23 protein-coding genes are annotated in these 25622 nt (G+C 57.3%); 11 read left to right on the top strand and 12 right to left on the bottom strand.

The window, feature by feature from the left end; translation table 11 throughout:
* Positions 1-36 precede the first annotated feature (36 nt).
* The 5 genes from BLR44_RS22520 to BLR44_RS22500 form a co-directional block, all read right to left on the bottom strand.
* Positions 37-498: a hypothetical protein gene (locus tag BLR44_RS22520; RefSeq protein WP_089686374.1), complete on the bottom strand. Its 462-nt coding sequence runs from the start codon at positions 496-498 to the stop codon at positions 37-39.
* Positions 499-510: 12 nt separating this feature from the next.
* Entirely contained in the window at positions 511-1947 is a 1437-nt protein-coding gene (locus BLR44_RS22515; RefSeq protein WP_089686371.1) for a SusD/RagB family nutrient-binding outer membrane lipoprotein, read from the bottom strand.
* Between the two features lie 18 nt (positions 1948-1965).
* On the bottom strand, positions 1966-5121 hold the full coding sequence (locus BLR44_RS22510) for a SusC/RagA family TonB-linked outer membrane protein (RefSeq protein ID WP_089686369.1): 3156 nt from the start codon (positions 5119-5121) through the stop codon (positions 1966-1968).
* 321 nt (positions 5122-5442) lie between these two features.
* Entirely contained in the window at positions 5443-6072 is a 630-nt protein-coding gene (locus BLR44_RS22505) for a response regulator transcription factor (RefSeq protein ID WP_089686367.1), read from the bottom strand.
* 53 nt (positions 6073-6125) lie between these two features.
* Complete coding sequence (locus BLR44_RS22500) at positions 6126-9065, bottom strand: sensor histidine kinase (RefSeq protein WP_089686365.1); 2940 nt, start codon at positions 9063-9065, stop codon at positions 6126-6128.
* Between the two features lie 167 nt (positions 9066-9232).
* Here BLR44_RS22500 and BLR44_RS22495 point away from each other — a divergent pair, with 167 nt between their 5' ends.
* The 4 genes from BLR44_RS22495 (at position 9233) to galU (ending at position 13782) form a co-directional block, all read left to right on the top strand.
* The gene (locus BLR44_RS22495; RefSeq protein WP_176956167.1) at positions 9233-10591 is read left to right on the top strand and encodes a methylmalonyl-CoA mutase family protein; all 1359 of its coding nucleotides are present in this window, start codon (positions 9233-9235) and stop codon (positions 10589-10591) included.
* Positions 10592-10946: 355 nt separating this feature from the next.
* Positions 10947-11507, top strand: coding sequence for a hypothetical protein (locus BLR44_RS22490; protein ID WP_089686360.1), 561 nt, complete (start codon positions 10947-10949; stop codon positions 11505-11507).
* 337 nt (positions 11508-11844) lie between these two features.
* Positions 11845-12840: a mevalonate kinase family protein gene (locus BLR44_RS22485; RefSeq protein ID WP_089686358.1), complete on the top strand. Its 996-nt coding sequence runs from the start codon at positions 11845-11847 to the stop codon at positions 12838-12840.
* Positions 12841-12909: 69 nt separating this feature from the next.
* Positions 12910-13782 (top strand): UTP--glucose-1-phosphate uridylyltransferase GalU, encoded by an 873-nt coding sequence (gene galU, locus BLR44_RS22480; protein ID WP_089686356.1) that lies wholly within the window; start codon positions 12910-12912, stop codon positions 13780-13782.
* Here galU and BLR44_RS22475 read toward each other — a convergent pair.
* Positions 13763-14371 carry a TIGR04282 family arsenosugar biosynthesis glycosyltransferase gene (locus BLR44_RS22475; protein ID WP_089686354.1) on the bottom strand — a complete coding sequence of 203 codons (609 nt, stop codon included), beginning with the start codon at positions 14369-14371 and terminating at the stop codon, positions 13763-13765. The two genes, galU and BLR44_RS22475, sit on opposite strands and share 20 nt — an antisense overlap.
* A gap of 15 nt (positions 14372-14386) precedes the next feature.
* Between BLR44_RS22475 and BLR44_RS22470 the strand changes: the two genes are divergently transcribed.
* The gene (locus BLR44_RS22470) at positions 14387-14812 is read left to right on the top strand and encodes an HIT family protein (protein WP_089686352.1); all 426 of its coding nucleotides are present in this window, start codon (positions 14387-14389) and stop codon (positions 14810-14812) included.
* A 6-nt stretch (positions 14813-14818) separates the two neighbouring features.
* On the opposite strand, the gene proC is transcribed toward BLR44_RS22470, so the two are convergent.
* Positions 14819-15649: a pyrroline-5-carboxylate reductase gene (gene proC / locus BLR44_RS22465; RefSeq protein ID WP_089686350.1), complete on the bottom strand. Its 831-nt coding sequence runs from the start codon at positions 15647-15649 to the stop codon at positions 14819-14821.
* Positions 15650-15914: 265 nt separating this feature from the next.
* On the opposite strand from proC, the gene BLR44_RS22460 reads away from it, so the two are divergent.
* Complete coding sequence (locus BLR44_RS22460; protein ID WP_218127152.1) at positions 15915-16367, top strand: tetratricopeptide repeat protein; 453 nt, start codon at positions 15915-15917, stop codon at positions 16365-16367.
* Positions 16368-16476: 109 nt separating this feature from the next.
* A complete protein-coding gene (locus BLR44_RS22455; RefSeq protein ID WP_089686346.1) occupies positions 16477-17721 on the top strand; it encodes an aspartyl protease family protein in 1245 nt (414 codons plus the stop codon).
* A gap of 79 nt (positions 17722-17800) precedes the next feature.
* On the opposite strand, the gene BLR44_RS22450 is transcribed toward BLR44_RS22455, so the two are convergent.
* Together BLR44_RS22450 and BLR44_RS22445 are read right to left on the bottom strand one after the other, a co-directional pair.
* Positions 17801-18124: a phosphoribosylpyrophosphate synthetase gene (locus BLR44_RS22450; RefSeq protein ID WP_143017424.1), complete on the bottom strand. Its 324-nt coding sequence runs from the start codon at positions 18122-18124 to the stop codon at positions 17801-17803.
* A gap of 43 nt (positions 18125-18167) precedes the next feature.
* Entirely contained in the window at positions 18168-18791 is a 624-nt protein-coding gene (locus BLR44_RS22445) for a sll1863 family stress response protein (protein WP_143017423.1), read from the bottom strand.
* Positions 18792-18849: 58 nt separating this feature from the next.
* Between BLR44_RS22445 and BLR44_RS22440 the strand changes: the two genes are divergently transcribed.
* The 4 genes from BLR44_RS22440 to BLR44_RS22425 all read left to right on the top strand — a co-directional run bounded on the left by BLR44_RS22440 (position 18850) and on the right by BLR44_RS22425 (position 22322).
* Positions 18850-20151 carry a polysaccharide deacetylase family protein gene (locus BLR44_RS22440; RefSeq protein WP_089686340.1) on the top strand — a complete coding sequence of 434 codons (1302 nt, stop codon included), beginning with the start codon at positions 18850-18852 and terminating at the stop codon, positions 20149-20151.
* Positions 20152-21081, top strand: a complete 930-nt coding sequence (locus BLR44_RS22435; protein WP_089686338.1) for a GNAT family N-acetyltransferase — start codon at positions 20152-20154, stop codon at positions 21079-21081. It abuts the gene before it with no gap.
* Between the two features lie 33 nt (positions 21082-21114).
* On the top strand, positions 21115-21765 hold the full coding sequence (gene upp, locus BLR44_RS22430; protein ID WP_089686336.1) for a uracil phosphoribosyltransferase: 651 nt from the start codon (positions 21115-21117) through the stop codon (positions 21763-21765).
* A 101-nt stretch (positions 21766-21866) separates the two neighbouring features.
* Positions 21867-22322 (top strand): hypothetical protein, encoded by a 456-nt coding sequence (locus BLR44_RS22425; RefSeq protein ID WP_089686334.1) that lies wholly within the window; start codon positions 21867-21869, stop codon positions 22320-22322.
* Positions 22323-22393: 71 nt separating this feature from the next.
* Here BLR44_RS22425 and ald read toward each other — a convergent pair whose 3' ends face one another.
* From ald to tsaD, 3 genes are all read right to left on the bottom strand, one after another.
* Complete coding sequence (gene ald, locus BLR44_RS22420; protein WP_089686332.1) at positions 22394-23524, bottom strand: alanine dehydrogenase; 1131 nt, start codon at positions 23522-23524, stop codon at positions 22394-22396.
* An 89-nt stretch (positions 23525-23613) separates the two neighbouring features.
* A complete protein-coding gene (locus tag BLR44_RS28945; protein ID WP_176956166.1) occupies positions 23614-24372 on the bottom strand; it encodes a DUF1573 domain-containing protein in 759 nt (252 codons plus the stop codon).
* 109 nt (positions 24373-24481) lie between these two features.
* On the bottom strand, positions 24482-25492 hold the full coding sequence (tsaD, locus tag BLR44_RS22410) for a tRNA (adenosine(37)-N6)-threonylcarbamoyltransferase complex transferase subunit TsaD (protein ID WP_089686330.1): 1011 nt from the start codon (positions 25490-25492) through the stop codon (positions 24482-24484).
* Positions 25493-25622 lie beyond the last annotated feature (130 nt).

Raw genomic sequence — 25622 nt, 5'->3', positions numbered from 1 at the left:
TACGACCCGGAGGCCCTACCGCTTTTATAAAACAACTCAGGGTTTCGTAATCACAATGGGCCGACTCAGAAACGAGTTTTTGGCTTGGGTGCTGTTTTCGAAGTGACCACCCTGCCCCAGCACAAACCCTTCGGATACCGACGTCAGAGTGAGGGTCGCCTGTGCCTGTCCGGCCGCGTTGAACGTGAGGTTGTTTGTGTCCGGCACGGCATAGCTGAGCGCCGCACTCGACGCCCCCGCCGGAATGGTAAGCGAGCCGGAGGCCGTAAAGGCACCGGTGATTTCCCAGCTGACGGTCGCCTCACGATACGGCGTCGCCGGAGATTCGACCGTGGCCGTACCGGTGCCACCCGCCGCAACGTTCAGCGTACTACCCGACGGAAAGTCGACGTAGGCCGGATGGGTATTCGAAAAATCTAGGGCGTTGTCGTAGTCCTGTTCGCAGGACATAAGCCCCAGGCACAGCGCGGCCGACAACAGAAAAGCGATATTCTTCATAACAGGAAAGGCTTAAAGATCGAACCACATTTTTTGATCGACCGGAATCACGTCCGGCGCATTCGGATTGGCCGCGAGTTCGTCGGGCGGATAGGGGAGGCGACGGATGATGTCGTTGGCCGAGGTGCCTTCCGGCAGTTCGAGTTGCGGCACTTCCAGACCCCGCCGCCAGTGCGTCCAGGCCTCGAACGGTCGCAGTTGCAGACTAAGCCACAATTCCCGCTCGATGGTCGTCCGGGCGGCGGTCAGGTCGCCCGTGCTCAGGGCCGGCATCGCATCGACGTAAGCCTGGGCATCGGCGTCGGCTACGTCCCAGTAGGCCATGTTGGTGGCAACGGCTTCGCGGAGGGTAGCGTCGGCCGCTTCCAGGTCGTTGTTGAAACGCGCCTCGGCCTCGGCCTCCAGAAAGAGCTGTTCCGAAACCGAGAACAATACATCGGGAAAATCGGGGGGAATGATGCCTTCGTTGATGACGGCCGTTTCGGTCGTGCCGTTCGCGCCGGGCGCGACCCCGATGTAGACGTCGGCCGGGGCATCGTCGCCGGGACGGAAGTAGATCGGCAGACGCGGATCGTCGCTGGCCAGCATCAGGTCGACCATCGTTTTCGGTGCGATGTACCAGAAGTTACGACCGCTGGTAAACTCGTTGATCACCCGATAAATGGGATTCTGGTTGCCAGGAGTATTGTAGAACGGAAACGCCGCATCTTCCGACAGCATGCCGCCTTCCTGCAACATCTGCTGAATGGCCGACGCCTTCGAAGCGTCTTTGTCGACCATCGTCATCAGCGTGCGGAATTTCAGCGAACGCGCAAACTCCCGCCACAGCGTCATGTCGCCCCCGTAAATCAGGTCGTTGATGGGAGGCACTTCACTGCCTTGGTCGATCAGGGTGACCGCCTCGTCCAGTAGCGTGATGACGCCGTTCAGTACCTGCTCCTGCGGATCGAATTCCGGAAAGTCCGTCTGAAGTTCCTGCCCGTCCAGATCAACCGCCTGCGAGTAAGGCACGTCTCCCCACATCAGCGTGGTGTGGTAATACGTCATGGCCCGGAAAATCATGCACTGTGCAATGGCGTTCGGGTTCGCCGGGTTGCTGTTGCGCGCAATGTCCTCGGCCAACACCAGGTTTTTCTGCACCTCGCGGTAATGAGAGCGCCACGTATTGCCGTTGGTGAAGATGCTGATGATGTAGCGTTCCGGGTTGGTAAACGTGGAGAACGTGAGCGAGCCACCTGCCGACCAGATCTGCGACCAGAACGCACCGGAAATGCCGTAGTCGACCGTGCGGTTGTTCGAGAAGTTGTTGGCCGCCCACGTGAACAGCAGATCGGGTGTGGTTTCCGAGGCCTCGTTAGGATCGGTGTTTACGTCCAGAAAATCGTCCTGACACGCCGTGGACAGTCCCATCAGGGCCAGGAAAGTAAAAACTAGGGTATATCGTTTCATGAAAGTCAAGGAGTTGGGTTAGAGAGTAACACGCACGTTGAAACCGATCGAGCGGGTGGACGGCACGCTGTAGAACTCGACGCCCTCGCCGTTCAGGCTGTTGCCGAAGAAATTCAATTCCGGGTCAATGTGCGGCACGTGATCTTTGATGATCCAGACGTTACGCGCCTCTACGCCGATGTCCACTTTCTTGATGAACGTGGGGCTCAGCAACGCTGTGGGCAGGGTGTAGCCCAGGCGGATCTCCCGCAATTTGATGTAAGACGCATCGAAAATGCCCGTCGACGTGATGGAGTTATCGGTCCAGGCTTCCCAGAATTGTTGCATGCTGGGCACGGGCACCGTGTTAGGAACGTACGATACATTGCCGCCTGCGTCCTGTTGCGCCAGTACGCCAGGAACCACGAACGTTTCGCCGCGGTTGACCAGCGTTTCTGCCGCCAGGCCACTGCCGCGCAGCCCCTGCACCGTCCGGCTGAAGATCACACCGCCCTGCCGGATGTCGACCAGAAAGCCCAGGCTGATGCCCTTGTAAGTCAGCGTGTTGTTGATGCCCATCATCCAGTCGGGAAAAATGTTGCCGAGCCGCTCGCGCCCGTCGCCCGCCAGGGGCAGGCCGCTGTTGGGGTTGATGATGATGTTGCCGTTGGGGTCGCGTTGCCAGTCGTTGCCGTACAGGCCGAACGATTCGCCGGGCGCGGCCCGCACCGAAAGGCCACTGAAGCCAGATGTCAGGTTATAGTCCGTCAGGTCAGGTGGCAAATCTTTCACCGTCTGGCGATTGGTCGAGAAGTTGACGAGGAAGTCCCAGCTCCAGCCCGATTCGGAGCGAAACGGATTGGCGGCCAGCAATGCCTCGAAGCCGCGGTTCTGCACCGTGCCGGCGTTGATGAACTTGTTGTCGAAGCCGGTCGACTGCGGGATGGACACGGCGATGATCTGGTCTTCCGTCCGCTGGTCGTAGTAGTTCGCTTCCAGCGTGATGCGCCCGTCGAAGAAGCCCAGCTCCGTCCCGATTTCCCATTCCACCTGGTTCTGAGGCTTCAGGTTATCGCCCGGCGGGATGGTGATCGGTCCCTGGAAGGCCAGTTGCCCCCCGTGCGGAAAGGTGTTGTTGCTCAGGAACTGCGTGAACAGATCGGCCGCCGGCTGGTAGGTGAACAGCAACTGATAGGGATCGGTGTCGCTCCCCACGTTAGCCCAGTTGGCGCGCAGCTTGCCGTACGACAGAATCGCGTTCTGTAATTTCAGCGCATCCGTAAAGATGAAGCTGGTGTTCACCGACGGGTAGAAATACGAGTTGTTGCTTTTGGGCAGGGTGGATGTCCAGTCGTTCCGGCCCGTTACGTTCAGGTTTAACCAGCCTTTGTAGTCGAGGCTGATGTCGCCGTACACGCCGTAGAGCCGTTGCAGGCTCTGGCGGTTTTCGGACGCTACGTTGGCCGCGTTAGCGTAATTGTAGAGGCCCTTCACGCTCAGCTGCTGTGCGTTGAGGCGGTTGCGCCGGAAAGAGCGCTGGTTGATCTGGTGGCCCAGAATCACGTTCAGCGTCAGGTCGCTCGAAAGCTGCCGGTTGATGCGGGCGATCAGGTCGGTCTGCACTTCCCGCCGGAAAATGTCCTGCGTGGTGAACTGCCCGTTCAGGTTGCCCTTGGTGCCCTTCGTGACGATGTTGAGGCGGTCTTCGTAAAAGAAGTTGGTCCCGGCCGCCGCCGAAAGGGTGATCCAGTCAACGGGCGTGTAGCTGACCTCGCCGCGCCCGATCACGTTCTCGACCCGGTTCGAGACCTGGTTGTACTGGGCGACGTAGTAAGGGTTGTTCGAGGTCTGGTTCGTGTTGATGCCCAGCGGCTCCCCGTTTTCGTCGAACTGGTTGTCGCGCAGCTCCTGCATGTCGTACGTGCGCGGCAGCAGGTACAGCGAGCTGATCAGAATGTTGGGGTCGTTGCTGCCCTGACGCGGCCGCCCGAACGCCTCCGTGCGGATGTACTGCACCGTTGCCTGCGTCGAAATCTTGTCCGACAGTTTACCGCCCGCGTTCAGCGAGAAGTTGTTGCGCTTCAGGCCCGAGTAGGGGATCACGCCCTTCTGGTCGGTGTTGGTGTAGCTGAACCGGTAGTTGATGGCGTCGTTCGCCCCGCTGATCGCCACGTTGTTCAGCAGTGTGCGGCCCGTCTGGAAAAAGTCACGCAGGTTGTCGGGATAGGCGCGCAACTGAATCGAATCGCCTTTGTAGTCGAGGAAGCGCTGGTTTTGCACATCGGAAATGCGCGGACCCCAGCCCGCCGCCAGGTTGTCGTCGTACAGGCCGAAGTTACCGGGGGCGTATTCGTTCTGCAAATCAGGCAGCTTCAGGACGTTGTCGAAACGCACCGTCGAGTTGACCGATACCTGGGCTTTGGTGCCCTTTCTGCCGCGTTTGGTGGTGATGATCACCGCGCCGTTGGCCGCGCGGGAACCATACAGGGCGGCCGCGGCCGACCCTTTCAGCACACTTACCGATGCAATGTCGTCGGCGTTCAGGTCGCCGACCCGGTTGCCCCAGTCGTTCCCGCCGTTGATGACGTCGCTGCGCGTGCCGCCGTACGACGAGTTGTTGATGGGCATGCCGTCAACCACAAACAGCGGTTCGCTGGGCGACGCTCCGAGCGACTTCGCCCCGCGGATCTGCACCCGCACCGAGCCACCGGGCGTACCCGACTGGCTTTGCACCCGCACACCCGCCACGCGACCTGCTAAGGTGCTGAGCACGTTCGGATCACGCGCTCGCGTGAGGTTTTCGCCCTCGACCGTCGCCACGCTGTAGCCCAGGTCCCGGCGCTCCCGCTCAATGGCGTTGGCCGTTACCACCACTTCGGTCAGTTGCGCAATGTCTTCCTGCAGCGAGACATCGAGGACGGTGCGGTTGTTGATCGGAATGTCTTGTGACTCGTAGCCCACAAAGCTGAACACCAGCGTCTCAGCATCGGCGGGTACTTCGAGCACATAACGTCCTTCTACGTCCGTGATGGTGCCCTGGGTCGTGCCCTTGACCGTCACGTTCACGCCGGGGAGGGGGAGTTCGTCGGAAACGGAAACCACCGTACCGGAAATGCGTCGGCTTTGCGCGCAGACATCCCACAGGGGAGCGGTCAGCATCAGCAAGGCCAATACCATGCGTACATGTTTACTCATAAGGATAAGACCAGATAAGGTTGGAGAAAAGAATCAGAAGGGGGGAAATCCCGAACGGCTGCTGTTCGCTAAAAAGCGGGGCGTGTCGAAAGAGTTAGAGAGAGCCTCCCTACCTAAGCAAAAGTCTCTAAAACAAGCCGCGCGTACATCACGACAAATCGTGATTTTTGATGGATGGATCTGTCTTTGATTTGATCCCCTTTTTGAGGGGATTTTTGAGTTGATCCGTTAGATAAGGCCTTGGTGATGAGTGAAGTAAAAAAAAGAAAAGCCTGCGTTTTGGGCAGGCTTTGAGGCATAATGAGAAAGACAGGTGGGAGGCTAAATAAGTTTCTGGTGCATGGCTTTTTGAATCGCCTCCGATTTATTCGAAACGTGTAGCTTTTCGTAAATGTGCTTCACGTGAGTTTTGACCGTCTCTTTGCTCACCGAGAGTGCGTCGGCGATGGCGGCGTAGGTTTTGCCTTTGGCCAGGTGAAACAAAACGTCGGTTTCTTTGGGGGTGAGGGGCGTATCCTGATTCCGCTGAAACGACTTCACCACCAGGCTGGCAATCTTGGCACTCATGGGCGCCCCCCCATTCAGCAACTCTTCGATGGCGCCGAGCAACTCGGCGTACCCTGTGTTTTTGGTAATGTAGCCCGACGCCCCGGCGCACAATGCGTCGAAGACCTGCTTGCTGTCTTCGTAGACCGAAATCACCAGAATTTCGGTTTCGGGGCGAATCCGCTTGATCTTGGCAATGCCCTGGATGCCGCTCATGCCCGGCAGTTTCAGGTCCATCAGGACGATGTCGGGCGCGTCGACTTCCAGGTTGCGGAGGGCCGCTTCGCAATTGGTGTAGGTATTGGTGACGTAGTAATTTTCGTTGCTGGCCAGCATGATGGCAAACGCATCTTTCAGGGGGACATTGTCTTCGACAATGGTAATACGAGTTCGGTAATCGATCATAGCGAGGAGATGGTAGGAGTAAGGGAAGTTACGAGTTCTGTACGGGAGTTGCCTCACCTCTTTTGGGGGATGTGGCCCGAAAAGGTGACGCGCGTGCCGCTGCCGGTCGGCGGCGCAATCGACACGCGGCAGTGGATGCCTTTGGCGCGGTGTTGCATGTTTTTCAGGCCATTGCCCTGAAACCCTGCCGGTTGTGCCATGCCAACGCCGTCGTCGGTCAGGCGGATGCGCAACGTGCCGTCGGTAATGGCCGCGTCGAGCCAGACGTGCTGCGCCTGGGCGTGTTTCAGGCAGTTGGTCATCGCTTCTTTGAAAATCAGGATGATCTGGCGGCTCCAGCCGGGCGGCAGTACCACCGCACTGGCCTCGTTCAGCAGATCGTCTTTCACCACAAACGTAACGGGCGTATGGGCGAAAAACTGCTCGCCAAAATCTTTCAGGTAGGTAATCATCTCTTCGAAATGGTCGCTTTTCGGATCGAGGGCCCAGACAAACTCTTTCGTGCCTTTAAACAATGACGTTGAGTAATCTTCGATCTGTCCCAGCAGATGGTCGGTTTCGCCGCGTGCCGAACCGTTGAGCTTGACTCGCAACAGGCTGGAAAGCACCGTAATGCCGGCCAGTTTGTTGCCCAGTTCATCGTGAAAATCGCGGGCCAGTTCTTTGCGGACTCGTTCCACGGCTTCGGTTTTGGCCTGTTCCAGGGCCAGCACTTCCTGCAACTTGCGGCGGATGCTGTACCGGTAGACCAACCACAGCAGCAGGAACGTCGCCGCCGCCATCAGGAGGTAGAACCACACCGTGTGCCAGAAGGGAGGGCGTACCTGAAACGAAAACCGCTGCGGCGTCCGGTTCCAGACCCCGTCGGCGTTGGCCGCCTCGACCAGAAACGTGTAATCGCCCGGCGCCAGGTTGGCGTAGACAGCCTCTTGTTGGGCATGGGCGGGCGACCAGTCACTGTCGAATCCGGCCAGCATAAACCGGTAACGCACCCCCTTCGGGTCGGCCAGGCTCGTCGCCCGGAAACGGAAGGTCAGGTGGTTCTGGTGATAGGGCAGCGACAGCCCCCGCGGAAATGGATACCAGCCCGCCAGCGTATCGGACCAGGGACTCAGGTCGGTCGGTTGGTAGAAAAGCAGCAGATCGGTCAGCGTCGTGACGGGCGGGGTGCCGTTCTGAATATCATACCCGGGATGGTAGCAGTACACCCCCCGGATCGTCCCGAACCAGAGCGTGCTGTCGTCGTCCAGGTACACGGCCTTTTCGTTGGCTTCTACCCCCAGAAAACCTTCGGCCACGCCGTAGTGCGTGACCTGCTGAAGTTGGTGATCGGGGTTGAACCGGAGGCGGTCCAGCCCTCGTTCGGTCCCGGTCCAGAGATTGCCCTGGTAATCAAAGACGAGGCTGAAGATCAGGCCGGACGTCAGGCCCTGGGCTTCGGTGTACTGTTGGAGTCGTCCGGAAGCCGGATCGTAGCGGAACACGCCGTCGCCGTAATGTGCGAACCAGAAGTCGCCCGCCGGTCCCTGAATGATCGACAGAATGTCGGTGTGGGGCATTTGTTCGGAGAGGGGGTGGCGCGTAAACGTACCGTCGCGGAACACGAAAAAGCCTTGTTCCGATTGCACCAGCAGCGCGTCGTTTTCCCAACGGCAGAGCGAACGGATGCCGGTGATTTCGCCCGCGCCAAACGAGGTAAACGTGCCGTTCTCAAAGACACTGAGGCCGTTGTGTGTCCCGAACCAGAGTTTGCGGTCGGCGTCTAGCAGGCCGCAGTACACCACCCGGTAGGCCAGACCGTCGTCGGCAGCGTACGTGATGAACCGACCCGTAGCCGCATCGAACCGACTGACGCCCCCGCCGCGTGTCCCGAACCAGATCTGCCCGAGCGAATCGAGCACGCTGCAATTGATGGCATTGCTGCCCAGCCCGTCGGCCATCGAAAAGTGCTCGATTTCACCGTCTTGCAGGCGCGATACCCCACCGGCCGAAGTACCAAACCAGTAGGCCCCGTCCGTGTCTTTGTTCACGGTCATTACCACGTCGTGGGGCAGGCCGTTGGTGTGGTCGACAAACGCGAACCGATCGCCCATAAATTTGTAAATCCCGGCCCCCGACGACGCCAGCCAGACGTTGCCCTCGCGGTCGCAAAAAATATCTTCGACGTAGGCCCCGTTGAGTGGATCGTCGATGCGCACGAAGGCGTGAGCCCGCTGCCGGAAAACACCCCGGCTGGTGGCAAACCAGATATTACCGGCCGTATCTTCCTCAATCTCGTGGGTCGGGAAAAAATGTTCCTGTTGAAAGGATGCATTTGGCTGCTGCACGTAGATGCCCGTGGTGGTGCCCAGCCAGAGCTTTTGCGTGCGGTCCAGCAACACCGCCTGGATGTAGCCCCGCTCTGCATTGCTGAGCACGACTGGTTTCAGCTGGCCTTCCCAGTAGCGGAACAGCCCTTCCTGCGGGAAGTTGACCAGCACCTGACCTTGCGCGTCTAACAACAGGGAGCGTACCGGGGCCTTCTCGTCTGTGGCGGCCGTGTGTACGGCGCGAACCGTTTGCCGCGCGCTGTCGAGTACAAACAAGCCTTCGGTAGTACCGACCCAGAGCTGGTGGGCGGTGTCTTCGAGCAGGCGGGTCACCGTCGTATCCTGGAAGAAAATCGGGCCGAAGCGCCGCCCGTCGTACGCAACCAGGCCGTTGCTGGTCGCAAACCAGAGTTGGCCGGCGTGATCTTCTGCCACGTCCAGCACGAAGTTGGAGGGCAGGCTGTCCTGCTTGCGAAGGTTATAGAACTCGAGGCCGTCAAAGCGGTCCACGCCCCCGCCTTGGGTAGCCAGCCAGAGGTCGCCCCGCCGGTCTTGCGCGATGCGCGTCACCTGCGACTGCGCCAGCCCGTCGATTACCGAGTAGTTGGTGAAATTATAACTCTGGCCGACCGCCGCCGAGGCCAGCCCGCACCACAGCCAGAACAGAAGGTTTTTCAGTGACATGTTGTGAAGCCCACGTATCCCGATGCACACGCGTGTAAAGCACAGAGAGAAGGTAAGCGATGGGAAATAAAAAGTCAATGTTACGGCCCGACGGCCAGTATTCCATCACCCGGATTGGGGGAGCGGAGAGGCGCGCTGCCGAGGTAGAATTTCGTAGCTTTGGCCTTATGGCTTCCACCCCTACCACCGGCTTGGATACGACCGCTTTTGAGGCCCTTTCGTACGGCGAATGGGCCGAGCGGGCGCGTCGCGAACTTAAAGGTAAGACCCCTGCACAACTGCATTGGCACCTTGGCGACGACTTTGACGTGCCGCCTTACTTTACCCAGGAACACATGCAGCAGTTCGGCTACCTCCGCCAACTGGCCACGCAGATGCCTGCGGCCGGGTGGGTCAACCGCGAAGAGCTCGATGCCCGCGACGGAACGCTGGACCGCTCGGCCCTCGAAGCGGCGCTGGCCACCGGTGCCGAGGGGCTGGCCCTCCGGGTATCGTCGCAGACCGATCTGCGGTCGTTGCTGGCGGGTATTAACCTGAATCAGGTGCCGGTCAGCTTTTACACCAACGCTCCGGAAGCGGTCATTGCCTACGTACAGCGGTACTACCCGGCGTGGAGTGCCCTGAAAGGGTCGGTCTACTATACCGGCCTGCACCAGACCCTGGGCGGAGGACCGCTGCCGGGCGATGCTGCCCACCAGGTTGCCCGACTGCACCAGACCTTTGCCGACTCGGTGGCATTCTGCCCGCACACCGTCGACCTGCGTGCGTACCAGCATGCCGGTGCCACCGCCGTGCAGGAGATTGCCTTCGGGCTCAGTGAAGCGCTGGTCTATCGTGGATGGCTGGAGGAGGCGGGTGTCGAAACCGCCACGTTTTTCCGGCAGGTAGAAGCCCGTGTCGCCATCGGGCCGGCCTACTTGCTGGAAATTGCCAAACTGCGCGCGTTTCGCTGGCTGTGGCACACGCTGGCGGCCGCTTACCAGACGGTACCTGGTGAGGTTCGGTTGTTTCTACACGCCCGTACTTCCGAATGGACCCGAACGGTTGCCGATCCTTACGTGAATCTCCTTCGGCATACGACCGAAGCCATGGCGGCAGTGCTGGGCGGTTGCCAGGCATTAACCGTTCTGCCTTACACGTCGGTTGAAGGGCAATCGGTGGACAGCCGCCCATTTCGGCTGGCACGTAACGTTTCCAGCATTCTGAAGCACGAAAGTTATCTGGACAAAGTGGCGGACCCGGCCGCGGGGGCCTATTACCTGGAATACCTTACGGATGCCCTGATTACCCGCGCCTGGGCGTTGTTTTGCACGGTGCAGGACGGCGGCGGTTGGCTTGCGTATGTACAGCAAGGCAAACTTGCCCAGGCGCTGCAAGAGGCGCGGACTGCGCAAGCCACAAAACTGCAACACGGTGAGCGCGTGGTGGTTGGCGTAACGCACTACCGCCCTGACTCGGGAGCGCACCCAATCCCTGCTGCACCTGCAACTCCCTCGATTGAGGTACTTTTCGGACAAAAATCATAAAACTGCCAAGAAATCGTGGCGGTGTGGCGCTACAGAGAATTCGTCGAAAATCCGTCGTAAGTCACCGAAAAGCACTGGCTATTCCCTAATTACTTGCGTACTTGTGAGTACTGTAAGAACTCACCCCTTCACTAAGCTCTTACGCTCAATTAAACAACCTCTCTCCTAATCGTTGCATCGCTGAAACCGATTTTTTGGCAGCGTGGCGGTTGAAAGTTTACAAGAAAACAGAAGCACTGTGCCGGTAGTTGATCCCGGGGTTTGGGAGGCAACATTACACAAATGCATTCCGTCTTCCGTTGGACTTTTTGGAGAAAGAAACGATCGCTTACTTGCATCCATAAACCTCAATCGAATGAATCTCATTCACTTTATCTTTGATATATACGTTCAGGCGGGTAACCAGAAGGTAGATCTGATGCAGCAACTCAACGGGCGTCATACGCGTCCCAGCCAACTGGCCAAAACCAAGTTGCGGCTGGCCCGCTACGAAGCCATTGCCGAGCAGAGTTACTACATTTTTCGTTCCCTCGAAGTGATCAAGGAAACTTCGGAGAAAGCCTTGAAAAATACCTTTTACGATGATTATTTCGACGAATTGGGTCCTTTGCCCGATCCGCACGAACTGATTTTTAGCCTGTTGACCTGCGACGAAATCGTCAACATCACGCGTCTGTCACCCGAACTTCGGGAGTACATCGAGTGCTATCCCAGCGTGTGCCTGGAAGAAAAGATGCGCGACCCCAGCGAGTACCCAACCCGCCACGATCCGCATGCGCAGTACCTGACCGATCTGGAGAATAGCTTCATCGTGCATTCGTACGAAGTCCTGACGGACCGCATTCGTCAAATTGCACAGGAGCGAGGAGACCTGAACGAAATTGTCTACATCATCGAGCACGGGCAGTGTTACTAGCACCGCCGCTTGTGCATTGATTTGATACTTTCCATCCGGCCGCTCAAGACCGAGCCCCCTGCGATGCCTCTGTTCCGGACGTTATGCCGAAGCGGAGGCATCGTCTTGTATAAAACCCGCTGCGACCCGGCATGTAGGGCGAGAGAGGGATGGTTTTTTCTGATGACGGGCGCACGGAAAATCTCACGCCGCCCGATTACAAAAGTCGTTTGGGACACTCTGTACAGGTAAATTACCCACCGTCCGCCGCGAGCGCAGTTGCTCTGGCACCCGTGCGTGGCCCGCACCTGCCAAAGGAATCTCGACGCGCTAGTCTCAATCCATTACTTTTACCCACATGATCATAGAATCGCGAGCCTATGCCCGCGCAGGCTTACTGGGCAATCCTTCCGATGGTTACTTTGGAAAAACCATTTCCATCATTGTCCGCAACTTCGGCGCGCACGTGTCGCTGTACCAGACTCCTGAACTGCACATTGAGCCGCAGGAACAAGATCGCAATCTGTACCGCAACGTGTACCACCTGGTCGAATCGGTGTCGCTGACCGGCTATTATGGTGGATCGCGTCTGATCAAAGCCGCCATCCGGAAGTTTGTGGAGTATTGTGAGCAGAACCACCTGCGGCTAAGCAACCGCAACTTCACCATTCGCTACGGTTCGTCCATCCCGCGTCAGATCGGGCTGGCCGGCTCCAGTGCCATTGTGACGGCGACGATGCGGGCGCTGATGCAGTTTTACGAAGTCGAGATTCCGCTCGAAGTGGTGCCTTCGCTGGTGCTGGCAGCCGAAAAAGACGAGCTGGGCATCAACGCCGGTTTGCAGGATCGCGTCATTCAGGCCTACGAGGGATGTGTGTACATGGACTTCGACAAGGAACTGATTGAGCGCACCGGGCGGGGCCGCTACGAACGCCTCGACCCCCGGTTACTTCCCCCGCTGTACATTGCTTACAAGACCGACCTGGGGAAAGAATCGGGCAAGGTGCTGAACGACGTGCGGCAACGTTACGAAAAAGGCGATCCGCAAACGCTGGAGGCGCTGGGGCAACTGGCCGAAGGCACCGAACGTGGGCGCAACGCCATTCTGGAGCGCGACTACGACACCCTGCACGAGTTGATCGACCGGAATTTTGACCTGCGCTGCAAAATCATGAACATCAGCGACAGCAACATGGAGTTGGTCGAAACGGCGCGGCGCTGCGGTGCTTCCGCAAAGTTTACGGGCTCGGGCGGTTCGATCATCGGGATGTACCACAACGACGAAGTGCTGAACAAACTGGTCGTCGCACTGAAACGCATCAACGCGCGCGTAATCAAACCGTACGTTTTTTAACACCACTGCACTGCCACCTGAGTAGGGCGCTGCGCAGCCTTTTGTATCACCTATCCTCCTCACACTCATATGATTCGTAAAGCCGTTATTCCTGCCGCTGGCCTGGGAACCCGCTTTTTGCCCGCTACCAAAGCACAACCCAAAGAGATGCTGCCCATTATCGATACGCCCACCATTCAATACGTGGTGCAAGAGGCAGTCGACTCGGGAATCGAAGACATTCTGATCATTTCCGGAAAAGGCAAACGGGCCATCGAAGACCACTTCGACCGCAATTTCGAGCTGGAAGCGCGTCTGGAAGAAAAAGAAGACGAAGCCCTCTACAACGAGATTCGCCGGCTGGGCGACATGGCCAACATCCACTTCGTGCGGCAGAAAGAGATCAAGGGCCTGGGCGATGCCATCTACTACGCCCGTTTTCACACGGGGAACGAGCCGTTTGCGGTGCTACTGGGCGATACCGTCATGAGTTCGGTCATTCCCGTCACCCAGCAACTGATCGACATTTACGAACAGTACAAGGCAAGCGTGCTGGCGGTCGAAGAGGTGCCGCACGATAAAGTGTCGCGTTACGGCATTGTGGGCGGGAAGCCGCTGGCCGATCACATCATGGAGGTGTCCGACCTGGTCGAAAAACCTGCACCGGACCAGGCGCCGTCGAACCTGGCGATTGCCGGGCGGTACATCCTGACGCCCGAGATTTACAAAACCCTGGAACAAACCCCCCGGGGCAAGGGCAACGAAGTGCAACTGACCGATGCCATGCGCATTTTGCTGAAACGCGAGTGCATCTACTCCCACACCATCGAAGGCAAGCGCTACGACATTGGCAACAAGCTGGACTTCCTGAAAACCACGGTAGAATTTGCGCTGCGTCGCCGCGAATTTGCTGCCCCCTTCCTGGAGTTCCTGAAAGAAACCGTCAGTCAACACCAGGACTAAAGCGCAGCTCCGGCGGCAGGTCGGCGGCCTCGTCCACGTCGGAGAGGGCGGGCAACAGCGCATAGCGGAGTTGCAGGCGTGTCAGGTCAGCCAAGGTGTCCGGCAGGACGTGTGCTGTGCTCCAGGCTTTGTGAGCAAACAGCGCAGGAATGGCCCGTTGCAGCCCCAGCAGGTAATAGCCACCGTCGTGCGCAGGACCGATCACCGCCTCGTGCGTACGAAGTCGTTGAAAGGCTTCTTCCAGGTGCGCGGTGGTCAGTTCCCAGCAATCGCTTCCGATGACGACGACGCGTGGGGCCGCCGCCGCAAAGGCAGTCTGAAAGGCCGCGTGCATGCGTTGTCCCAGATCGCCGTCGGCCTGCAGGTTCTGTTCGTAACCCGCCTGCGCCCAGAGATCGCCAGGAGCGATGTAGTCGGCATAGAAAACCAGCTTGCGGCAGGGGAGCGGGGCGGTGATGGCAAGCGTGTGTGCCAGTAGACGTCGGTAAATCTGCAACGCCCGCTCGTCGCCGAGGGTGCGTGCCAGCCGGGTTTTTACTTGCCCCAGTACCGGATTTTTGACGAAAATGAGAAGCGTGTCGGTCTGCAAATTAGCGTAACAGCAATGGCAACGAACTGTATCTTTTGCCGCATCCTGGCGGGCGACCTGCCCGGAAGCTTGGTCTATCGCGACGAGCAATGTGCGGCGTTCCTCGACATTCACCCGATCAATCCCGGGCACCTGTTGGTGGTCCCGCTGCAGCATGCTTCCGGGTTGGCCGATCTGCCGCCCGATGTCGGTGGGCATCTGTTTCGGGTGGGGCAGCGCTTGTCCCTAGCTCTCCGGCAAACGATTCCCGAGGCGGAAGGCATTAACCTGTTGCTTTCGGATGGCGCGGCGGCCGGACAGGAAGTGTTTCACGTCCATCTGCACGTAATTCCCCGGCACCGGGGCGATGGGTCCGGCTTTCGCTTTCGGGGAGCGGGACTGCATACGGCTGCGCGTCCCCAACTCGACCAATTGGCGGCGGACTTGGCCGCCCACCTGTAAACGGGGCTATTTTTTCTTCTCGACCCGGTCTTCGATGTCCCCGATTTTTCGGTACGAACTCACAATTCCTTTGATGAGCGCCGAACTGAAACCCCGGTGTTCCATCTCGTTCAGGCCGGCGATGGTGCAGCCCTGCGGCGTCGTCACTTTGTCGATCTCGCGTTCGGGGTGCTGTCCGTTGGCCAGCAGCAGAGCCGCGGCTCCTTTTACTGTCTGGGAAACAATCAGTTGGGCCACCGCCGCATCGAAACCGATTTCGATTCCTCCCTGCGAGGCTGCGCGCACGTACCGCATCGAGTAGGCGATGCCACACGCACCGATTACGGTCGCCGCCGCCATCAGGTCCTCGTCGATGTAAATGCTCCGCCCCAGTTGGTCGAACAACTGACGGATGGTTTCGGCGTTGGGGTCGTCGGGGCGGTCGGTTGCCAGACACGTCATCGACTCCCGAATGGCAATCGCCGTGTTCGGCATGGCCCGGAACACCGGCAGTTCTTTTCCGACGGTTTCGCGGATGTATTCGATGGAAACGCCTGTGGCCACTGATATCAGGGCATGGCGCTTCGGGTCCAGGGCGGGTAGAATTTCTTCCGTGACCGGACGGACCTGATTGGGCTTGACTGCCAGAATGATAAGATCGGCTTCGCGTACCGCGGCGAGGTTATCGTTGCCGACGCGAAGACCTTCTTCGGCCAGCGCTTGTAACAAGTGTTTCTTGCGACGCGTGACGTGCACACGCTCGGCAGCTACGAACCCTGACTGCACTACGCCTTTGGCGATGGACAGCCCCAGGTTGCCGCCGCCCAATACGGCGATGGATAAATCTTCGGTTTTCATAAGGCCGGTGAAGATACAGGCAATATTCAATTTGTGCCGAAATTCGGCCGCCCATCTGCCGAAAAAACTTTTCTGCGCAGGCACGTACGGATCGTTGAAATCTCCTTATATTTAACTACAATTCTTCTCGCACTTTCCCGGTTTGTGGGTGGGTTCCGAAACGGGTTGACCTTACTATTGCTACCACATGTACTCATTTTTTTACTTACTGGGAAAGCTACTCTTTGGCAGGAACGAATCCCGCTACGTAAAAGATGAGCGCCGAATGCGGGAAGGGATTCAGCTGGTGAAGGCACGGCATTACAGCGACGCGCTGGCTTACTTCAACGGCGTGCTGACGCTGGAGCCGGAGTGTGCGGTGGCGTTGGTCCATCGTGCACAATGCTTTTTTCGGTTGGGAGAAATGTACCTGGCCCTGGCCGACTGCAGTCACGCGGCCGAAGTAGATCAGGAAGTGCCTGGCGTCTACCAGTTGCGCGGGCAAATTCTCTACCGATTGGGTGATTTTCAAGAAGCTTTTGTGTATTTTGATAAGGCCATCTTGTTCTTTCGGGAAGATCCGGAGGCCTACCGGTGGCGCGCGATGACGTACCTGCAGCTCGACAATCCGGCTCGGGCGGTGCAGGATTTCCAGAAGGCGGTCGCGCTGGGCGACGAAGACGCCAACTTCTACCTGCGGCAGCACCGGCAGCTTACCCGAGGGTTCGATACGAAGTAAGTAATATTCTTGCACGCCAGAACCAAACTGAGGATCAGCGAGTTATTGGGGCAGTGGGCGGTGCTGAAGCGCCGTCGCGAATGCGTTATGTGAATGAATAGAAAAGCTCATGAGATCAAAGATGTATCGGTTCTGTTGCCTCCTGGCAATGCTCCAGGTGTCTTTGGTGTGGGCTGCAAGCGCACAGGCGCAGAGCAATTCTTTTTTTAACCGACGCAAGCGCATTGTCATTCCTTTCGAGACCTACAACAACCTGATTGTAGTCCCGGTTAAAATCAACGGCTCCGAAACGCTCAACTTCATTCTGGATACAGGCGCAGGCATGACGCTGCTGACCGATCCGAAAGCCATCCGCTTTTTGCAGTTGCCCTTTGTCCGTACGCTCAACATCGGGGGCATGGGCGAGGGGGAAAGTCTGCTGACCTCCGTGTCGGTGAACAACGAAGTGTTTATGGGCAGTTCGCAGGCGCGTTTGCACAACATTCTGGCGCTGGAAGAAGACGTGCTGGCCCTTTCTTCGTACATCGGCGCGCCGGTACACGGCATTCTGGGCTGCGATTTTTTCCACGCGTTTGTGGTGGAAATCAATTTTATGCGCAAAGAAATCTGTCTGTACCAGCCTGAGCATTACAAGGAACCCCGCAAAGGAGTGACGTATCCCCTCACGCTGGAAAATCAAAAACCCCATACCTACATCGACCTTCTGGTCGACGGGGCACCGGTTACCATCAAAGTTTTGCTCGACACGGGGGCCGGACACGCCCTCTTGCTCGATGCCAACTCGATTGCGCCGTTGCAATTGCCCGAAAAGCGCCTGCGCATGGAGCTGGGGCGCGGTTTGAGCGGCATCATCAAAGGCCATCTGGGCCGGGTGGAAGGAATGCGCATCGGGGGCAGCGAGCTCGACGAAGTGCTCACCTCGTTTCCCGATACCAATTCGGTGGCGCTGGCGGCGTACCGCAACAGCGGACGGCAGGGGAACGTGGGCTGTGAAGTGCTGAATCGTTTCAAAGTGACGTTCAACTTCCCTAAGCGGTACGTGCATTTTAAGCCTTACCGGAGTCGGATCAACAAGCCGTTCGAGCGCGACATGAGTGGACTGGAATTACGCGCCATTGGCGAGCAATTCGATCGCGTGGTGGTATCGAGCGTCATTCCGGGATCAGCGGCCGACCGAGCGGGGCTTGTACCCGACGATGAGATTGTGCTGGTGGATGCGATGCCCGCCGCCGCCATGAAACTCTCGGAGATTTATAAAAATTTCCAGCGCAAGTCGGGGCGGAAAGTGCATTTGCTCGTTAGGCGCGGCGACGAATTTTACATGGTGCCGCTTCAATTACGTCGCCTGATTTAAGACTTAAAAATGATACGTCCAGATACAAAAAAGGCGCCTTCCCGGGTGGAGAAGACGCCTTTTCTCATGTATTTCGTCTCTAAGCCGGATCTTCCTCGATCTTCAGCTTCTTGATAAACTCTGCCGCTTCGGCCGAGGCATAGGTTCCGTATGCATCAATCAGTGTACCCTTGGTGCCATCGTCAGTTTCGATCGCGTAGATGACCGACATATCTTCAGGAGCGCTTTCGCCCTCGAAGCGGTGGTACTCTACCACGGTCAGTTTTTCGGGCGCGTAACTTTTAGCATCTTTATCAGTGCCCGCCATGCGTCCATCTTCGTTGACTTGAAACTGTTCTGTGAAGCCACGCTCCATGAGCGCATTGGTTGCTTCCACCAGCGTACTATACCGATTATTATACATGATCTTAGAGGATTCTAGTGAGGTAGGAGATGCGAAAAGCTGATTAGCCTTCGATCTCGTTATCCATTTCTTCAAACTCACGGTCGATTTCAGTAATCGACTGGTTTACACGCGATTTAAACTGAGCCCACTCGCTTTCGGTAGCGGCTTCCAGTTCGTCGAGTTCGCTATCTACGTTGTCTTTCGCTTTTTTCAGGCGATCCATGCTCTGCTCCATTTCGGCTTTGGCTTCTGCGCTGGCGCCATCCATTTGCTTTTCCAGCTCGTCGATGCGCTGCTCAATGCGATCGTCCTGTTCTTCCAGACGTGCTTTCAGTTCGGCTTTTTCTTCTTTGTAAGACGCCTCCATGTTGTCACCGGCATCTTCCATGTCGTCCGCTACTTCTTCGGTCGTGTCATAGGCCTGATCGCGTGAGCTTTCAGTACACGAAGTTGCCATAAACATTCCAGCCACCAGTACAGCGGCGCTACCAAATTTCAAAACTTGCTTTTTCATGATTCTTTGCTTTAGGTTTAATTCACGAAATAACCCATGTAAACGGGCTTGCCGTGCCGTCGGGTTTAGTAATGTGTGACGGGGCACATCAAACGCAGGATTCATTGTTTTTTTCTGCGTTATAGTTACCTGATACGCGAACACCATTCCTTGGGTTTCTGCAGGATGCATAATTTTGAGACACACAGCCGAAACGCCTTCCTATATTTGTTCAACCAGCCCTATATCAATGCTATACGTCTATATCCCTGATCGCACCCCCCGGCACGAGTACATTGTCCATTTGCTGCTGGAGGAGCTGTTGGGAATCCCTGTGGAATACGTGACCGAGCCGGCCGAGTTGCAGGCCAAGGAAGGCCCCAAGCTGGTGTACGCCCGTGCGTATCAGGGGCCAGCCTTTTTTCTGAAGGCCGTGCCGCTGTTGTGGGAAAAAGACATTCGCCCGCAAGCGATAGAAACCGTTGCGTGGGAAGGCGCCGTGCCGGGCATTTTTCCGGTCGATGGGGGGCGTTGGGCGTTCGATCCGCTGGCGGCATCGTTCTGGCTGGTGAGCCGCTACGAGGAATACCTCCCCTTTGTGCCCGATGCCCACGGGCGCTTTCCTGCCGAAGCCAGTTGGATGGTGCAGCAGCAACTTCAACTGCACCCGTTGGTGAACCACTGGGTGCGCCGCTTGCTGACCGATTTGCGAACCCATTTTGGTACCGAACTGGGCAAAATGCCGACCTACACGTTTCGCACCACCCTGGACATCGACAATGCATTTGCGTTTCAGCACAAAGGGTTCTACCGGGCGGGCGTGGGTACCCTGGCGGCGATGGGGCGGCGCGATTTCCGGATGCTGGGCGCGCGGTTCAACGTCGCGCTGCAAAAAACGCACGATCCGTACGATACCCATCAAAAACTCCGGCGTCTGCACGAAAAGTACCACACCAAGCCTTTTGTCTTCTGGCTTCTGGGCGACTACGGACCGTTCGACAAAAATTTGTCGCACAAGAACCCGGCCTTGCAAAGCCTGATTCGGCAGTCGGCACTGCACGCCGATCTGGGCATTCATCCGTCGTACGCATCGCTGAGCAAGGCGGCCCTGATCGTTAAGGAGAAAAAACGCCTGGAGCAGATTGTGCACCAGCCCATCATCCGCAGCCGACAGCATTACCTGCGCATGCAATTGCCCCGAACGTACCGCGATCTGCTGGCGGCGGGCATCCGGGGCGACTATACCATGGGGTGGGCGACGACATCGGGCTTTCGGGCAGGCCTTGCTGCTCCCTTTCTGTTTTACGACCTGGCCAAAGAAGAAACGACCAAGCTGCGGGTCTTTCCGTTTGCGTTTATGGACGCGACACTGCTGAAAATGAAGTTGACTCCCGACGCGGCCGTTGCGCACGTTGGCGAGATTGTGGACGCGGTCAAACAGACAGGAGGCTGGCTGTCGGGCATTTTTCATAACGAATCGCCGGGGGGCTGGGGCGAATGGGAAGGATGGGGCGATGTGTACGAAGCCATTCTACAAAAAGCGGTGTCGTAAATGTGGCAACGGTACGACTCGCATCAGATCGACAAAAAGCGCTGGGACGATTGTATAGAAGCCGCCTGCAATAGCCAGGTGTACGGTTGTAGTTGGTATCTGGATGTCGTATGCCCGCAGTGGCGTGCCTGGGTTTGGGAGGAAGACGGTGAGTACCAGAAAGTTCTGCCCCTGACCACAGGAAGAAAGTGGGGCATTCCGTACCTTTATCAGCCTTACTTTACGCAGCAGCTCGGCGTGTTTTCGCGCCAGCCCATCACCGCCACCGAAGTAAATTCCGTGTTGCGCGAAGCCACGCGCCCGTACTGGCGGGTGAACTATACCGTGAATACCTGCAATCCGCCTTTGGACTGGCCTCGCGCCGTCTGGCGCACGCTGCCTACGTATCGCCTTTCGCTCGACCAGCCTTACGAAACCCTCCGTGCCAAGTACAGGAAAGGGCATCGGTCCGGCGTGAAACAGGCAGCGCGGGCCGGGCTGTCGATTCAAGCGCGACCGGACGCATGGCAACACATGCTGTACTGGTTTCAGCACGAAAAAGCGTCTGTATTGCAGCCGCGTCATTACGATACGCTGCGCGCGCTTTATCAGCAGCTTTGTGCGCAGGGATGCGCCGACCTGCGGGCAGTGTACACCCCGCAAGGCGATTTTCAGGCCGGGGCGCTCTGGGTGGTCTACCGCCATAGCGTCATCTACCTGTTCGGCGTTTCGTCGCCGGCCGGGCGAAACAACGGGAGTATGACCTTTTTGCTGGACGATTGCCTGCGGCGCTATGCCGGCGCAGGGCAGCCGGGCCGGTACTTCGATTTTGAGGGGAGTCAATTGCCGGGCATCGCCCGTTTTTTCCGGGGCTTCGGTGCCGAAGAAGTGCCTTATTTTCACCTGCATATCGACCGTCTCGCGGGGGTGAAAAATATTTTAGGAGGTTGAGTTTCAATTGTAAACGAATCGTTTTAAATTTATATGTCCGTATTTGTTTTAAACAAACACGCATCAGTAGCCAACCATTTCCTGGCCGAGTTACGTAGTAAGGATATACAGCGGGATCGCTGGCGATTTCGACGGAATCTGGAGCGCTTAGGAGAAGTGCTGGCGTACGAACTATCGAAGGCGCTGCCTTACGATGAACGCAAGGTGACGACGCCTCTGGGCGAGAGTGAAGTGCAGCTAATGAACACACCACCCGTGCTAATTCCCGTTTTGCGGGCAGCACTGCCTTTTTACCAAGGCCTCTTGAATTTCTTCGATCAGGCAGACAGCGGCTTCATTGCCGCTTACCGCGGCGTACCTCATTCGGACGCTTCTTTCGACATCCACATGGACTATGTGGCTGCTCCGCAAATCGAGGACCGGGTGACGCTGCTAATCGATCCCATGTTGGCGACGGGCCGTTCGCTGGTACGCGCTTGGGAAACCATCCATACGTATGGGCAACCCAAGCAACTGCACGTAGTAGCGGCCATTGCGACCCAAACGGGCATTGATTGGGTTCGGCAGTACCTGCCGGAAGCCACCATCTGGACCGGGGCGGTCGATCCTACCTTAAACGCCAAATCGTACATTGTGCCCGGTCTGGGCGATGCCGGCGACCTGGCGTTCGGAGAAAAAAATTAGTACGCAATACGATATGTCGATGACCTTTTGCGCGTTTAGTAGATATAGGAAATAGAAAGGCGTTAGAGCCGTTGGTAGAGACATTTTCCTCCTATGCAGCCATGATATCCGAGTTAGTAAAATACGTTTCTGTTTACCTGACCAGCATGGTCAAGTTCATTGCCGGCCCCACCACCGGATTGGCTACCGGGCTCACGCTCGGAGAAACGCTGGTGTTTACCGTTCTGGGCATGATGACGAGCGTCGTCATGTTCTCCCTTCTGGGCGAGCGCCTTCGCAAACTGTGGACGCAATATTTTCCTCAGCGCAAACGCAAAAAGCTTTTCACGCCGCGCAACCGGCGCATTGTGACCATCTGGACACGTTGGGGCGTACAGGGCGTGGCCTTTCTCACCCCGGTGCTATTCAGCCCGATTATCGGAACCATTCTTGCCGCCTCGTTCGGTGCCCCTAAAGGAAAAATTGTCGGCTATATGCTGGTGAGTGCCATTTTCTGGGCCGCCATTGTGACCGTCGTGATGTACTACGGTTTCGGGCGATTCGTTCATCCGGTTTAAGCAAAAGAATTATCATACACAAAAAAAGGCCGTTCTCAGAACGGCCTTTTTTTGTGTGTTAATCGAACCCATCAGGCGGTTACCTGAGTGGCCATGATGTCCTTAACAGGATAGAACGGCAGGTCGAAGGCTTCGGCGACGCCCTGGTAGACCACTTGCCCATGCACCACGTTCAGGCCCTTTTTCAACTCTTCGTTTTCCTGGCAGGCGCGTACCCAGCCTTTGTTGGCCAATTGAAGCGTGTAAGGCAAAGTAGCATTCGTCAGGGCCAGGGTCGACGTGTAAGGCACCGCACCTGGCATATTGGCCACACAGTAGTGCACAACGTGGTCGATGACGTACGTCGGATTTTCGTGTGTCGTCGGCTGGCATGTCTCGATGCAGCCGCCCTGGTCCACCGCCACGTCGACCAGTACTGTGCCAGGCTTCATGTCTTTCAGCATATCGCGCGTAACCAGATGCGGCGCTTTAGCACCCGGAATCAGTACCGCTCCGACGATCAGGTCCGCATAACGAATCTGGTCGCGGATGTTGTACTCGTTCGACATCATGGTCGTGACGTTGGCCGGCATGATGTCGGCCAGGTAACGCAGGCGCGGCAGGCTGATGTCCATCAGGGTCACGTTCGCCCCCAGTCCGGCCGCCATCTTGGCCGCTTGCGTGCCGACAATGCCGCCGCCTAACACCAGCACGTTGGCTGGCTTCACGCCCGGCACGCCGCCCAGCAGAATGCCCCGGCCCTGTTGCGGTTTCTCCAGGTACTTGGCGCCTTCCTGCACTGCCATCCGGCCGGCAACCTCCGACATGGGCACGAGCAGTGGCAGAGAGCGGTCCGCTTTCTCGACGGTTTCGTAAGCCAGGCACACGGCCTTGCTTTCGAGCATGGCCTGCGTAAGCGACTGCGACGAAGCAAAGTGGAAGTACGTAAACACCAATTGATGTTGCCGAATCAGCTTGTATTCGGATTCGATAGGTTCTTTTACTTTGACAATCATCTCCGCCTTTTCGTAGACCGATTCGATGTCGGGCAGAATGCGCGCACCCGCCGCTACGTACGCCTCGTCGGGAAAACCGCTACCGGCCCCGGCTTCTGCCTGCACATAGATCGTGTGGTTGTATTTCGCCAGTTCGGCCACGCCGGCCGGGGTAAGGGCCACGCGGTTTTCGTTGTTTTTAATTTCCTTGGGGACGCCAATAATCATAGTACTACAATCAGTTTGTTTGGTATTGATCAAAAAAACCGCTTCTGATTAGCAAGAAGCGGTTGGGGGTGATGGGGGATCGAATTTCTTTATTTAAACGGAACTGCCGCTTTGTTTTCGCGCAACAATCCTTGGGAGGAAAGGCTTTCTACCAGATCGGCCTGTAAAGTTACGGACAACTCAGGGGTATTCAAATCGTTGGTGCGGATCATCAGACGGTCCTCCTGCCGCGCAGGGGGCACGTACGTCAGGCGTGCCTGCGTTTCCTCGCCCGGTGCCAGTTGCAGTTTCGGTACGTCCAGTTCTACGCAGTTGCAGGTACTGGTATGCCCTTTAATGACCAGCGGGCTTTTGCCCGTATTGCGGATCGCGAAGGTTTTGGTACCATGCTGGCCGACTTCCAGTTTGCCCAGGTGTAACGTGGCCGCTTCGACCGTGATGGTCGGCGACTGCGCCAGTTGTTCCGGAGTGTAGGCAGGGTGGTCCACCACCGATCCCTGAATGCGCAGCACCTTGTTCGGCTCCGAGGCGTTCGACGTAACGGTGATGGTCTTCATGAAGTTTCCCGGGCGTCCCTTGCTGTTGTAAGACGCTTTGATCTTGCCTTCTTTGCCGGGCAAAATCGGATCTTTGGTCCAGTAGGGCGTTGTGCAGCCGCAGGAAGCGCGCACCGAACTGATCACGATGGGCTGGTTACCGGTGTTGGTAAACACAAATTCGTGATCGGCCAGATCGCCTTCTTTCACCTGCCCGAAGTTGTACTCTTCGCTTTTGAACGTAAGCACCCCTTGTGCTGCCAGCGCACAGGAGAGGCTCATCAGGAACAGTAAAAACGAAAATTTTTTCATCAGCTAACGTGGTTAAAACAAGTTAGGTAAAGATACGGCATTCCGGGTGATGTGCAATGTACACGTCGAACACGCCACTTGCGGTGCAGGTTCCGGCGCGAAAACCTTATTAAAACGGGAGGCGTGGTTGAGGACTGACGGCCAGATCGCCGACTTGCCCGGCCTGGTACTGGAAGTGGGCGGCCATGGCGATCATGGCGGCATTATCCGTGCAATATTCCATCTTCGGAATGTAAACGTGCCAGTCGTGCTGACGGGCCTCTGCCGTGAGCGCCTGTCGCAGTCCGGAGTTGGCCGAGACGCCCCCCGCAATAGTAATGTGGCGAATGCCTGTCTGCGCGGCCGCCTTCCGAAGCTTGACCAGAAGCGTTTCCACCAGCGTATACTGGATGCTGGCGCACAGGTCGGCGAGGTGGTGCTCGACGAAATCGGGGTCGTGTCGCCGCTGGGCCTGTAAGAAATACAGGATGTTGGTCTTCACGCCACTGAACGAATAATTCAATTCGGGCATTTCCGTTATAGTGAAGGCAAATGCCTGCGGATTTCCCGTTTGAGCATGCCGGTCGATCAGCGGTCCGCCGGGGTACGGCAGGCCAAGCATTTTGGCAGCTTTGTCGAAGGCCTCGCCGACGGCATCGTCGAGCGTTTCGCCCAGAATGTGCATGTCGAGCGGGCTGTTGACCTGCACCAGCTGGGTATGCCCCCCGCTCACCGTCAGGCAGAGAAAAGGGAACGGCGGATGCGGCGTCTCCAGGAAGTGGGCCAGGATGTGTGCACGCATGTGATGGACCGCCACCACCGGGATTTGCAGTCCCTGGGCCATGGATTTAGCAAACGAAGCTCCTACCAGCAATGCGCCCAGCAAACCGGGTCCCTGCGTAAAAGCAATGGCATCCAGGGCGTTTTTGGGTACTTTTGCCCGCTGCAGCGCTTCGTGAACCACCGGCACAATGTGCTGCTGGTGGGCACGTGAGGCAAGTTCGGGGACCACCCCCCCGTATTGTTGATGGATTTCCTGCGTTGCCACCACATTCGAGAGCAGGACACCGCCCTGCAGTACGGCTGCACTGGTTTCGTCGCAAGACGACTCTATCGCCAAAAGAGTAGGAGAGGAGGGCATAACGAATGAAAAGTTGCCTGTCGGTCAGGCAGATGCATAACGGAACACGACAAGTTGGTGGGAATACAACGGTAAAATTACGCGGGATCGATCACTTTGGTAAAAAAATTGTACAGATCGGCTGGCAGAC

The organism is Catalinimonas alkaloidigena (genome assembly GCF_900100765.1).
In the GTDB taxonomy this organism is placed as follows: Bacteria; Bacteroidota; Bacteroidia; order Cytophagales; family Flexibacteraceae; genus Mooreia; species Mooreia alkaloidigena.
This window is presented reverse-complemented; position numbering and strand designations above follow the sequence as displayed.